This is a genomic window from Paenibacillus sp. JCM 9796 (genome assembly GCF_055379675.1).
This window is the reverse complement of sequence record NZ_AP043723.1, coordinates 2,452,546-2,466,120: the sequence shown is the minus strand read 5'-3', so window position 1 is coordinate 2,466,120 and position 13,575 is coordinate 2,452,546. Positions and strand designations below refer to the sequence as shown.

Annotated in this window: 7 protein-coding genes and 3 rRNA genes; 9 read left to right on the top strand and 1 reads right to left on the bottom strand. The window is 52.0% G+C overall.

Going from position 1 to position 13,575, the window contains the following annotated elements:
- Positions 1 to 49 precede the first annotated feature (49 nt).
- From greA to rrf, 5 genes are all read left to right on the top strand, one after another.
- Positions 50 to 526, top strand: a complete 477-nt coding sequence (gene greA, locus ACZ439_RS11850) for a transcription elongation factor GreA (RefSeq protein WP_127610092.1) — start codon at positions 50 to 52, stop codon at positions 524 to 526.
- 119 nt (positions 527 to 645) lie between these two features.
- Positions 646 to 2,142, top strand: a complete 1,497-nt coding sequence (lysS, locus tag ACZ439_RS11845; protein ID WP_141336476.1) for a lysine--tRNA ligase — start codon at positions 646 to 648, stop codon at positions 2,140 to 2,142.
- A 350-nt stretch (positions 2,143 to 2,492) separates the two neighbouring features.
- Positions 2,493 to 4,034 (top strand): 16S ribosomal RNA (locus ACZ439_RS11840).
- A 203-nt stretch (positions 4,035 to 4,237) separates the two neighbouring features.
- Positions 4,238 to 7,160: ribosomal RNA gene (locus tag ACZ439_RS11835) — 23S ribosomal RNA — on the top strand.
- 123 nt (positions 7,161 to 7,283) lie between these two features.
- Positions 7,284 to 7,400, top strand: a 5S ribosomal RNA gene (gene rrf, locus ACZ439_RS11830).
- Together the 16S, 23S and 5S rRNA genes form the textbook arrangement of a ribosomal RNA operon.
- Positions 7,401 to 7,555: 155 nt before the next feature.
- Here the strand turns inward: rrf and pdaA are convergent.
- On the bottom strand, positions 7,556 to 8,311 hold the full coding sequence (gene pdaA, locus ACZ439_RS11825; RefSeq protein WP_236595711.1) for a delta-lactam-biosynthetic de-N-acetylase: 756 nt from the start codon (positions 8,309 to 8,311) through the stop codon (positions 7,556 to 7,558).
- A 511-nt stretch (positions 8,312 to 8,822) separates the two neighbouring features.
- On the opposite strand from pdaA, the gene ACZ439_RS11820 reads away from it, so the two are divergent.
- The 4 genes from ACZ439_RS11820 to clpC all read left to right on the top strand — a co-directional run bounded on the left by ACZ439_RS11820 (position 8,823) and on the right by clpC (position 13,462).
- Positions 8,823 to 9,284, top strand: coding sequence for a CtsR family transcriptional regulator (locus tag ACZ439_RS11820; protein ID WP_054797071.1), 462 nt, complete (start codon positions 8,823 to 8,825; stop codon positions 9,282 to 9,284).
- Between the two features lie 36 nt (positions 9,285 to 9,320).
- Positions 9,321 to 9,839 (top strand): UvrB/UvrC motif-containing protein, encoded by a 519-nt coding sequence (locus ACZ439_RS11815; RefSeq protein ID WP_127608800.1) that lies wholly within the window; start codon positions 9,321 to 9,323, stop codon positions 9,837 to 9,839.
- Between the two features lie 29 nt (positions 9,840 to 9,868).
- Entirely contained in the window at positions 9,869 to 10,945 is a 1,077-nt protein-coding gene (locus tag ACZ439_RS11810; protein ID WP_054797072.1) for a protein arginine kinase, read from the top strand.
- 72 nt (positions 10,946 to 11,017) lie between these two features.
- The gene (gene clpC / locus ACZ439_RS11805; RefSeq protein ID WP_127608801.1) at positions 11,018 to 13,462 is read left to right on the top strand and encodes an ATP-dependent protease ATP-binding subunit ClpC; all 2,445 of its coding nucleotides are present in this window, start codon (positions 11,018 to 11,020) and stop codon (positions 13,460 to 13,462) included.
- The last annotated feature ends 113 nt before the right edge of the window (positions 13,463 to 13,575 follow it).

Here is a 13,575-nt window from a genome sequence, read left to right as displayed (position 1 = left end):
TTAGCGGTTCCTTTATGAAAATCTTTCACATGACGGGAGACAGGTTGCAATGAGTGAAAAAGAAGTCATTCTCACGCAGGAAGGTTTAAAAAAGCTCGAAGAAGAGCTAGAACATCTGAAATCCGTCAAGCGTCGCGAAGTGGCAGAACGGATTAAAGTGGCTATCGGATACGGAGACATCAGCGAAAACTCCGAGTATGAAGATGCCAAGAACGAGCAAGCGTTCGTTGAGGGTCGTATTATCACGTTAGAGAAGATGCTTCGCAACGCGCGCATCATCAATAACGACGAAGTCGACACCGATACGGTTAACGTCGGCTCCCGAGTGATCTTGAAAGACCTCGAATTTGGAGATATTGTCGAGTATTCGATCGTAGGAACGGCGGAATCCGATCCCTTTCAGAATAAAATCTCCAACGAAAGCCCGGTTGGCAAGTCTATTCTAGGCAAACGTAAAGGTGCCGTCGTGGACGTTAACGTTCCTGCAGGCGTCATTCAGTATGAAATCGTCGATATTAAGAAGTGAAATTTGAAGTAACGACAAGAAGCTTCCACGGGAAGCTTTTTTGCCTATAGTCCGGGTGCCCCGCTGTTGTCGCGTCGGCTCCCGGCTTCCGGTTATTCAACAAGCAAGGAGCGAAGATGATGACAGTGGAATTGGAATTAAATGAACTGCTTCAAATTAGACGCAACAAATTGGACGAGCTGCGCGGGCTCGGAGTCGACCCGTTCGGACAAAAGTTCGATCGCACCCATCATGCGGCGGATATTGTGAAAGCCTATGAGTCCCAGAGCAAAGAAGAGCTGGAGGCGCTCGGCGTCGAAGTGAGCATTGCCGGACGCATTATGCAGAAGCGCGAAATGGGCAAGGCCGGCTTTGCCCATCTTCAAGATATCACGGGTAAAATTCAAATCTATGTCCGCGCGGATACGGTTGGCGAAACGCCATACAAAGCCTACGATCTCCTCGATATCGGCGATTTAATCGGCGTACGCGGCACCGTATTCAAGACAAAAACGGGCGAACTCTCGATTAAGGCGAAGTCCGTCGAAGTATTGTCGAAATCGCTGCTGCCGTTGCCCGAGAAATACCATGGCTTGAAGGATGTCGAACTGCGCTACCGTCAGCGCTATGTGGACTTGATCATGAATCAGGACGTTCAACAAACGTTTATTACCCGTTCCAGAATCATTCAATCCATGCGGCGCTATTTGGACTCCCGGGGCTATTTGGAGGTCGAGACTCCAACTTTGCACGCGATCGCAGGCGGGGCTGCGGCTCGGCCGTTCATTACGCATCATAACGCATTGGACATGCAGCTCTACATGCGGATTGCTATTGAGCTCCATCTGAAACGTTTGATCGTCGGCGGCATGGAGAAAGTGTACGAAATCGGACGTGTATACCGGAACGAGGGTATTTCGACGCGTCACAATCCGGAATTTACAATGATCGAGCTGTACGAAGCCTATGCTGATTACCAAGATATCATGAAGTTGACGGAAGAAATGATTGCGCATATCGCGCAGGAAGTTCTCGGCTCGACGACGATCTCGTACCAAGGTCAAGAGATTAATCTCGCTCCGCCTTGGCGCCGCGTGACGATGGTCGACGCGATTAAAGAAGTGGTAGGCGTCGATTTTAGCGTGGAGATGAGCGACGAAGAAGCCCATCGTTTGGCGAAAGAGCATAAGGTTCCGGTGGAGCCGATGATGACGTTCGGTCATATTGTGAACCAGTTCTTCGAAACGTTCGTGGAAGAAACCCTGATTCAGCCTACGTTTATTACCGGACATCCGGTAGCGATTTCGCCGCTCGCGAAAAAAAGCAGCAAGGACCCGCGGTTCACGGATCGCTTCGAGCTGTTCATTGTGGCGCGCGAGCATGCCAATGCGTTTACCGAACTGAACGATCCGATCGATCAACGGGAGCGTTTTGAAGCGCAGCTTGTTGAGAAGGAGCAGGGGAACGACGAGGCGCATGAGATGGATGAAGATTTCATCCGCGCGCTGGAGTACGGTATGCCGCCTACTGGCGGACTAGGTATCGGGATCGACCGCTTGGTCATGCTGCTGACTGATGCGCCTTCGATCCGGGACGTCTTGCTGTTCCCGCTGATGCGCGAGCGGCAAGGGGAGTAGCCTTATATAGAAAAGCGCGCGGCTTAGACACAGGCCGCGCGCTTTTTTTGCGCAGATTCAGCATTTTTAATTATTTTGTCGAAAAAACACTTGCATTCCGGCTGCAGATTTGATATATTACTCCTTGTCGCTTCTGAACTAACGGACTGCAAGTTAAAAGTTGAAAAATAACTATTGCAATTCAGTAGGCAGATGTGATATTATATAAAAGTCACTTTTGACGGAAATGTAAAATGAAGTCGAAAATGACTGAAAATTGCCCTTTGAAAACTGAACATCGAGTGAGTGCTTTAAATAAGAGATAGCGATATCTCAGCTAGCTTCAACAATGAGCAAGTCAGCTTTCTACATTAATGGAGAGTTTGATCCTGGCTCAGGACGAACGCTGGCGGCGTGCCTAATACATGCAAGTCGAGCGGACCATTCCTTCGGGGATGGTTAGCGGCGGACGGGTGAGTAACACGTAGGCAACCTGCCTGTAAGATCGGGATAACTACCGGAAACGGTAGCTAAGACCGGATAGCTGGTTTCTCCGCATGGGGGAATCATGAAACACGGGGCAACCTGTGGCTTACGGATGGGCCTGCGGCGCATTAGCTAGTTGGTGGGGTAACGGCCCACCAAGGCGACGATGCGTAGCCGACCTGAGAGGGTGATCGGCCACACTGGGACTGAGACACGGCCCAGACTCCTACGGGAGGCAGCAGTAGGGAATCTTCCGCAATGGGCGCAAGCCTGACGGAGCAACGCCGCGTGAGTGATGAAGGTTTTCGGATCGTAAAGCTCTGTTGCCAAGGAAGAACGCCTCGGAGAGTAACTGCTCTGAGGGTGACGGTACTTGAGAAGAAAGCCCCGGCTAACTACGTGCCAGCAGCCGCGGTAATACGTAGGGGGCAAGCGTTGTCCGGAATTATTGGGCGTAAAGCGCGCGCAGGCGGTCTTTTAAGTTTGGTGTTTAAGCCCGGGGCTCAACCCCGGTTCGCACTGAAAACTGGGAGACTTGAGTGCAGGAGAGGAAAGCGGAATTCCACGTGTAGCGGTGAAATGCGTAGAGATGTGGAGGAACACCAGTGGCGAAGGCGGCTTTCTGGACTGTAACTGACGCTGAGGCGCGAAAGCGTGGGGAGCAAACAGGATTAGATACCCTGGTAGTCCACGCCGTAAACGATGAGTGCTAGGTGTTAGGGGTTTCGATACCCTTGGTGCCGAAGTAAACACAATAAGCACTCCGCCTGGGGAGTACGCTCGCAAGAGTGAAACTCAAAGGAATTGACGGGGACCCGCACAAGCAGTGGAGTATGTGGTTTAATTCGAAGCAACGCGAAGAACCTTACCAGGTCTTGACATCCCTCTGACCGGTACAGAGATGTACCTTCCCTTCGGGGCAGAGGAGACAGGTGGTGCATGGTTGTCGTCAGCTCGTGTCGTGAGATGTTGGGTTAAGTCCCGCAACGAGCGCAACCCTTGAACTTAGTTGCCAGCACTTAAGTTGGGCACTCTAAGTTGACTGCCGGTGACAAACCGGAGGAAGGTGGGGATGACGTCAAATCATCATGCCCCTTATGACCTGGGCTACACACGTACTACAATGGCCGGTACAACGGGAAGCGAAGTCGCGAGATGGAGCGAATCCTTAGAAGCCGGTCTCAGTTCGGATTGCAGGCTGCAACTCGCCTGCATGAAGTCGGAATTGCTAGTAATCGCGGATCAGCATGCCGCGGTGAATACGTTCCCGGGTCTTGTACACACCGCCCGTCACACCACGAGAGTTTACAACACCCGAAGTCGGTGGGGTAACCGCAAGGAGCCAGCCGCCGAAGGTGGGGTAGATGATTGGGGTGAAGTCGTAACAAGGTAGCCGTATCGGAAGGTGCGGCTGGATCACCTCCTTTCTATGGAGTCCATGTCACCTGCAGGGTGGCGGACAAATCTGCAGCAGCACCACTGCTGTAACAGAAGCACTCACTTCGATGTTCAGTTTTGAAAGGCGCAATAGCCTTTCAGTAAAGTTTGTTCCTTGAAAACTGGATAAACGAAACAAAGCAACAATGCTGAATCAAAATCCGGTACGACTTCGGTCGTACATGTGATAGCTGGATAAGCTATAAAGAGCACACGGAGGATGCCTAGGCACCAGGAGCCGAAGAAGGACGTGGCGAACAACGATAACGCCTCGGGGAGCCGTAAGCAGGCATTGATCCGGGGATGTCCGAATGGGGGAACCCGCGTGAGGTAATACTCACGTACCATGCAGTGAATACATAGCTGCATAGGAGGCATACGAGGGGAACTGAAACATCTAAGTACCCTCAGGAAAAGAAAACAAAAGTGATTCCGTCAGTAGCGGCGAGCGAAAGCGGATTAGCCCAAACCAAGGAGCTTGCTCCTTGGGGTTGTAGGACGCCGTCATGGGTGCAGCAGGTTAGGCGAACAGGTCTGGAAAGGCCGGCCATAGTGGGTAAAAGCCCCGTAACCAAAAGTCTGCGAACACCCTAGGCGTATCCTGAGTAGGGCGGGACACGTGAAACCCCGTCTGAATCCGGCAGGACCATCTGCCAAGGCTAAATACTCCCTGGTGACCGATAGTGAAGCAGTACCGTGAGGGAAAGGTGAAAAGAACCGCGGGAGCGGAGTGAAAAAGAACCTGAAACCGTGTGCTTACAAGAAGTCAGAGCCCGTTCATGGGTGATGGCGTGCCTTTTGTAGAATGAACCGGCGAGTTACGTTTGCAAGCAAGGTTAAGGTGAGAAGCCGTAGCCGCAGCGAAAGCGAGTCTGAATAGGGCGAAATAGTTTGTAGGCGTAGACCCGAAACCGTGTGATCTACCCCTGTCCAGGGTGAAGGTGCGGTAACACGCACTGGAGGCCCGAACCCACGAATGTTGAAAAATTCGGGGATGAGGTGGGGGTAGCGGAGAAATTCCAATCGAACTCGGAGATAGCTGGTTCTCCCCGAAATAGCTTTAGGGCTAGCCTCGGGAGATGCGTCGTGGAGGTAAAGCACTGATTGGGTGCGGGGCCCGCCAAGGGTTACCAAGTCCAGTCAAACTCTGAATGCCACAGACGTTATCCCGGGAGTCAGACAGTGAGTGCTAAGATCCATTGTCAAGAGGGAAACAGCCCAGATCATCAGCTAAGGTCCCCAAGTGTGTGTTAAGTGGGAAAGGATGTGGAGTTGCACAGACAACCAGGATGTTGGCTTAGAAGCAGCCACCATTGAAAGAGTGCGTAATAGCTCACTGGTCGAGTGACTCTGCGCCGAAAATGTAACGGGGCTAAACACACCACCGAAGCTATGACGAGCGCAAGCAATTGCGCTGGGGTAGGGGAGCGTTGTATGCGGGTAGAAGCTGGATCGAGAGGACTGGTGGACTGCATACAAGTGAGAATGCCGGTATGAGTAACGAAAAGATCAGTGAGAATCTGATCCGCCGTAAGCCTAAGGGTTCCTGAGGAAGGTTCGTCCGCTCAGGGTAAGTCGGGACCTAAGGCGAGGCCGAAAGGCGTAGTCGAAGGACAACAGGTTGAAATTCCTGTACCACCGTGAACCGTTATGAGCAATGGGGTGACGCAGAAGGATAGTGACGCTGGGCTATGGATTGCTCAGTCCAAGCAGTGAGGCTGGTGTGCAGGCAAATCCGCACACCGTAAGGCTGGGCTGTGATGGGGAGGGAAATTTAAGTACCGAAGGTCATGAGTTCAGGCTGCCAAGAAAAGCCTCTAGCCAGGGAGAAGGTGCCCGTACCGCAAACCGACACAGGTAGGCGAGCAGAGCATGCTAAGGCGCTCGGAAGAACTCTCGTTAAGGAACTCGGCAAAATGACCCCGTAACTTCGGGAGAAGGGGTGCCTCGGTAGGGTGAATAGCCCGAGGGGGCCGCAGTGAAAAGGCCCAAGCGACTGTTTAGCAAAAACACAGGTCTGTGCGAAGCCGCAAGGCGAAGTATACGGGCTGACGCCTGCCCGGTGCTGGAAGGTTAAGGGGAGCGGTTAGGGGCAACCCGAAGCTGTGAACCGAAGCCCCAGTAAACGGCGGCCGTAACTATAACGGTCCTAAGGTAGCGAAATTCCTTGTCAGGTAAATTCTGACCCGCACGAATGGCGTAACGACTTGGGCGCTGTCTCGACGAGAGATCCGGTGAAATTTTAATACCTGTGAAGATGCAGGTTACCCGCGACAAGACGGAAAGACCCCATGGAGCTTTACTGCAGCTTGATATTGGACTTTGGTACGATCTGTACAGGATAGGTGGGAGCCTGGGAAGCCTGCGCGCCAGCGTGGGTGGAGGCGCCGTTGGGATACCACCCTGATCGTATCGGAGTTCTAACCTGGTACCGTGAACCGGTACGGGGACAGTGTCAGGTGGGCAGTTTGACTGGGGCGGTCGCCTCCTAAAGAGTAACGGAGGCGCCCCAAGGTTCCCTCAGAATGGTTGGAAATCATTCGAAGAGTGCAAAGGCATAAGGGAGCTTGACTGCGAGACAAACAGGTCGAGCAGGGACGAAAGTCGGGCTTAGTGATCCGGTGGTACCGCATGGAAGGGCCATCGCTCAACGGATAAAAGCTACCCTGGGGATAACAGGCTTATCTCCCCCAAGAGTCCACATCGACGGGGAGGTTTGGCACCTCGATGTCGGCTCATCGCATCCTGGGGCTGAAGTAGGTCCCAAGGGTTGGGCTGTTCGCCCATTAAAGCGGTACGCGAGCTGGGTTCAGAACGTCGTGAGACAGTTCGGTCCCTATCTGTCGTGGGCGCAGGAAATTTGAGAGGAGCTGTCCTTAGTACGAGAGGACCGGGATGGACGTACCGCTGGTGTACCAGTTGTTCCGCCAGGAGCACGGCTGGATAGCCAAGTACGGACGGGATAAGCGCTGAAAGCATCTAAGCGTGAAGCCCCCCTCAAGATGAGATTTCCCAGTATGTAAGACCCCTTGTAGACGACGAGGTTGATAGGTTCGGGGTGGAAGCGCGGCAACGTGTGGAGCTGACGAATACTAATCGGTCGAGGGCTTATCCAAAAAAGACTTTCACTTTAGTGAAGTCAAAGCATTCAGCATGCTGAGTTTCGTATCCAGTTTTCAAGGTGCAAGCCGCCTTGAATGGCAAGATCTGATGTTTCGCGGCAGAAGCATCAACATCCGTTTGGTGATGATGGCGGAAGGGAACCACGCGTACCCATCCCGAACACGAACGTTAAGCCTTCCAGCGTCGATGGTACTTGGACCGCAGGGTCCTGGGAGAGTAGAACGTCGCCAAGCATCCATAAAAGTCCGTTTGGAGTTTATCCAACCGGGCTTTTATTTATTTTACCGCAAATAGCGGAGATCACGCATCATGATTCAGCTATGAATAAAAAGACAAAGAGCCAGCATGAGCGTAATACAGCCCCGTTCTCGCTGGCTCCTTGTCTTGCTTAAGGCGTTCGAACACTCATTTCCCCCAAACTTTTGAACACATAACCTTGCCGACGCGCTTCATCGATAATGCTGGCCAACGCATCCGTGTTATCTTTGGAAATCGAATGAAGCAAGATAACCGCTCCAGGATGAAGCTGCGAAGTCACTTTATCATAGGCGTATTTCGCCCCTCTCTGATCCTTCGTGTCCCAATCCTTGTAGGCGATCGACCAGAATACGTTGATATAGCCGAGCTGTTTGCTTACATCCAACGTCCGTTCGTTAAATATACCCCGTGGGGTACGTAAATATCGCATTTCCTGTTGCCCTGTTACGGCGGTAACCTCTGTCTTGACCTTCGTTAATTCCTCACGAATGCGGTCCGCAGAAATTTGACTCATGTCGGGATGATGCCAAGAATGATTACCGATCAGATGACCTTCTTGCACCATCCGCTTCAGCAGCTCGGGTTGACTTGTGACGTAGTGGCCTGTGACAAAGAAAATGGCGGGCACTTGCTTTTGTTTCAGCACGTCCAGAATTCGGGACGTATACCCATTCTCATAGCCGTTATCAAAAGTTAAATATAATTCTTTTTGGGAAGTATCTCCGGTGAAGATCGCTTCATATTTTTGCAGCAATGATTTAAAGCCTTCTTCATCGATGGAGGGTAACTGGCCGTTTACGCTTTTTTTAAATCCGAAATGATAGGGTCCGTCAGCATAGGCTGGAATGGCTGAGATCGAGAACTGGCTAACCAGGGCCAGTGCCACAGTGAGGACGAAGTAGCAGATCCGTTTCAAAATAGGTTCACTCCTTACGGTCAGATTAGCAACGTAGACAAAGCTGCCACGCCGTTCATACACTGTATTGTGCCACCGTCTGGAACGGATATGTGTTATCCGCTAAAGGTGCCGAGGGGGTGTAGTGGTTGATTTCCCATAGTCTGGGTATTGCTGAGGGGGGATCGAAGGTTGAACCACCCAGGTAATCAGATGACGGAAATAGATGTGGATAGCCGATTTGAGTCCTTGATGTATATCGTGGAGAGCCATGTAAATAATGAAAACATAATCCCACTGAATTTAAACATAATAACTGTAGATCGATGAGGTCCGAAATGAGGTCAGAATATGCATCAGCGCATGAGGTTTAAGGCGTTAGGGAATAGTTGCATTCTTGTGTAAATCTGCTATAATGTTTTTAAAGTCAAAGAAAGTCAAAGTCAGAAACAAGACTAAACCTTTGACGTTTTCTTCAACTTTAGTCGTGGAGGTCAAATGGATGCGCAATGTTTCAGAAGTCATTGAACAGTATCTGAAGCAAATTTTGCAGCAGAGCCCCGACGGCGTGGTCGAGATCCAGCGCAATGAACTGGCCGATCAATTCAATTGCGTTCCATCGCAAATCAATTATGTGATCAGTACCCGCTTTACCTTGGAGAAAGGTTACGTTGTCGAAAGCAAGCGCGGCGGCGGAGGGTACATACGCATTCAGAAAATCGGGCTGCATTCGCAGGGTACGGTGCTCGACTTTATTTTCCAGAATATAGGCACGCACATCGACCAGACCGCATCTGAAGGGCTCTTGTATCAACTCGAGGAAGGCAAGTACATTACCCGGCGGGAAGCATGCTTGATGAAAGCGGCGATGGCCCGTGAAGTGTTGGCCTTAAAGCTGCCGCTGCGGGACGAAATTCGCGCCAAGCTGTTGAAAGCGATGCTGATATCGCTGCTGGGCAAATAATTAACCTTCAATTCATGAACTGAAGGAGGGGCCGTCTTGATCTGTCAGGAATGCGGAAAGAAACAAGCGACGCTTCACTTTACGAAAATACTGAATGGCGAAAAAACCGAATTTCACATTTGCGAAACATGCGCCAGAGAGAAGGGGGAGCTCATTCCGGGCACTCCGAACGGATTTTCAATCCACAACCTGCTGAGCGGGCTTCTTGATTTCGAGCCGTCTTCGCACAATGCGTCTGCTTCTAAAATTCAACCTACACGCTGCGAACACTGCGGCTTGACGTACAGTCAGTTCAGCAAAGTCGGAAGATTCGGCTGCAGCGAGTGTTACAAGCATTTTACAGAGAAACTGGATCCGTTGTTCAAGCGGGTTCACGGCAATATTGTGCACACGGGCAAGGTTCCGAAACGATCAGGCGGGTTAATTCAATATAAACGCGAAATCGACTCGCTGAAGAAAGAACTGCTTGTGCGCATTGAGAAAGAAGAATTTGAGCAAGCGGCAAAGATTCGAGATCAAATTCGGGAATTGGAACGAAAAATATCAGAAGCTTAAACGATGGACGATAGAGAGGAGGATTCCTAATGGCGGAAGTGCACCGCTTTACGGAAAATGCGTTAAGCGATTGGATGAAGGGAGATGGCCCGGACTCGGATATCGTCATCAGCAGCCGAATCCGTATCGCCCGCAACGTGAGAGCGTACCCGTTCCCTATGCTGGCGACGAACCAACAATCCAAGGAAGTGCTCGATAAAGTATCCGAAGTGCTTGGGAACGAAGAACTCGATACGATCAGCCGGTTTACGCTGCTCCCGTTGTCCGAATTGGATGAGTTGAAGCGAAGGGTGCTCGTGGAGAAACACTTGATCAGTCCGGCGCTCGCTAACGAGTCGCGGAACGGCGCGGTCATTTTGTCCGACAATGAATCGATCAGCATCATGGTGAATGAAGAGGACCATCTTCGAATACAATGCTTGTGCCCCGGTTTTCAGATTAAGGAAGCGTGGGACTTGGCGAATCAGATCGACGATTTGTTCGAAAGCCATCTGGAGTACGCGTTTGATGAGAAACGGGGCTACATGACAAGCTGTCCGACTAACGTGGGAACCGGCATTCGAGCCTCGGTCATGATTCATTTGCCGGCGCTTGTGCTAACGCAGCAAATTAACCGGATTTTGTCGGCCATCACACAGGTGGGGCTGGCGGTGAGAGGACTGTACGGGGAAGGCAGCGAGGCACTGGGCAATTTATTCCAAATTTCGAATCAAATTACGCTGGGTCAATCGGAAGAAGAAATTATCGATAACCTGCACAGTGTCGTCCGGCAAATCATTGAGCATGAACGGGCGGCACGCCAAAAGCTGGCGCAAGAAAGCAGAGCGAAGCTGCTCGACCGGGTAAGCCGTTCTTTCGGAATTTTATCGTATGCGGCTATTATGGATTCCAAGGAAGCGGCCCAGCGGCTTTCAGATGTGCGGCTAGGCATTGATATGGGCTTTATCAAGAAAGTGTCTCCTCAGGCTCTGAATGAACTGCTGGTGATGACGCAACCAGGTTTTTTGCAGCAAACAGCAGGAGAAAAGCTATCGCCTGAAGAAAGAGACATTAGAAGAGCGCAGCTGATCCGGGATAAAATGTCCGAATCGGATGAAGCTCGCTGACATCAGGATAAGCCTCGTCTTGTGGATAACGCAGCATAAATAAAATGTATACCAATCTTGGAGGTGTTACTCATGATGTTTGGCAGATTTACGGAACGTGCGCAGAAAGTGCTCTCTTTGGCTCAAGAGGAAGCAGTCCGATTGGGTCATAACAATATCGGAACCGAGCATATTTTACTCGGACTGATTCGCGAAGGCGAAGGGATCGCGGCTAAAGCTTTGATCGCGCTCGGCCTCGGCCTGGAGAAAATTCAAGACGAAGTCGAATCGCTCATCGGCCGCGGTCAAGAACAACCTACCAATATCGCCTACACGCCTCGTGCGAAAAAGGTAATTGAGCTGTCGATGGACGAAGCCCGCAAACTCGGCCATACGTATGTCGGCACCGAACACATTCTGCTCGGCCTGATTCGCGAAGGCGAGGGCGTGGCGGCGCGCGTGCTTAACAACCTCGGCGTCAGCCTTAACAAGGCGCGTCAGCAAGTGCTGCAGCTGCTGGGCAGCAGCGAGGTCGTATCGCCGAGCCACGGCAATCCCGTTAACGTGAATACGCCGACGCTGGATGGCCTGGCGCGCGATTTGACGGCTTACGCGAAGGAAGGCAATCTGGATCCGGTTATCGGCCGGAGCAAAGAGATTGAGCGCGTCATCCAAGTGCTGAGCCGCCGGACCAAGAACAACCCGGTCTTGATCGGGGAGCCCGGGGTGGGTAAAACGGCGATTGCCGAAGGCCTCGCGCAAAAAATAGTGGCTAATGAAATTCCGGAGACACTGCGAGACAAACGCGTCATGACCCTTGACATGGGTTCGGTGGTGGCCGGAACGAAATACCGCGGTGAATTTGAAGATCGCCTTAAAAAAATCATGGACGAAATTCGTCAAGCCGGGAACATCATTCTGTTCATCGACGAGCTGCATACGCTCATCGGCGCAGGAGGTGCAGAAGGCGCGATCGACGCTTCCAACATCCTGAAGCCGGCGCTGGCTCGCGGCGAGCTGCAATGCATCGGCGCGACGACGCTTGACGAGTATCGCAAATATATCGAGAAGGACGCGGCGCTTGAAAGACGCTTCCAGCCGATTACGGTCGATCAGCCTTCGCCGGAAGAAGCGATCCAAATCCTGCACGGTTTGCGCGATCGCTATGAAGCGCATCACCGCGTGAAAATTACGGACGAAGCCATTGAGCAAGCGGTCAAACTGTCCGATCGTTACATTACGGACCGGTTCTTACCGGACAAAGCAATCGACTTGATTGACGAAGCGAGCTCCAAAGTAAGACTTCGCTCATACACGGTACCGCCGGATTTGAAAAATATGGAAAATAGGCTCGAGGATATCCGCAAAGAGAAGGATGCTGCGGTGCAAAGCCAAGAGTTCGAGAAGGCGGCATCCCTCCGCGATACCGAGCAAAAGCTGCGCGAAGAGCTCGATTCCACGAAGAACGAGTGGAAAGAGAAGCAAGGCCGCACCGATTCCGAGGTAACGCCGGAGGATATTGCACAGGTGGTCGCCAGCTGGACCGGCATCCCGGTAGTCAAATTGGCCGAAGAGGAAACGGAACGCCTGCTCAAAATGGAATCGATTCTGCATGACCGCGTTATCGGTCAAGACGAAGCGGTGAAAGCCGTCAGCCGTGCGATCCGCCGTGCGAGAGCCGGTCTGAAAGACCCGAAACGCCCGATGGGCTCGTTCATCTTCCTTGGCCCGACCGGGGTTGGGAAAACAGAGCTGGCGCGTGCGCTGGCCGAGTCCCTCTTCGGCGACGAGAACGCGGTAATCCGGATCGACATGTCCGAGTACATGGAGAAGCACTCGACATCCCGTCTGGTCGGCGCGCCTCCGGGATATGTCGGTTATGAGGAAGGCGGCCAGTTGACCGAGAAGGTCCGCCGCAAGCCGTACTCGGTTGTCCTGCTCGACGAGATCGAGAAGGCGCACCCGGAAGTGTTCAACATCCTGCTTCAAGTGCTCGAGGACGGCCGTCTGACCGATTCCAAAGGCCGTACGGTCGACTTCCGCAATACGTTGATTATTATGACCTCCAACGTCGGCGCGGACGTCATTAAGAAAAATTCGACGCTGGGCTTTACCGCGGCGCACGATGCGGGCAGAGACTACAATAACATGAAAGACAAAGTGATGGGCGAGCTGAAGAAAAGCTTCCGTCCGGAATTCTTGAACCGGATCGACGAAATCATCGTCTTCCATTCGCTCGACGAAACGCATATCGCGCAAATCGTAACCTTGATGGCCGACGAGCTGCGTAAACGTCTTAAGGAGCAGGACGTCGACTTCGTGCTGACGGACTCCGCGAAGGCGTTCTTGGCTAAAGAGGGCTTCGATCCAAGCTTTGGAGCCAGACCGCTGCGCCGGGCCATTCAGAAGCATATCGAGGACCGCTTGTCCGAAGAGCTGCTTCGCGGAAACATCTCGAAAGGCGATACATTAACGATTGATGAGAAGGATGGCGAACTTGTCGTTCAACGAAATCAAAGCGTAGGCACGGAAGCCTAGGAAACAGATTTTCCCGCTGTCGGGTATACCGGCAGCGGGTTTTTTCTTTATTTGCATACAGCTTTGGACGAAAGCTTTTTTTATTTTGCCTGACAAGGCTATAAGGGTTTTCA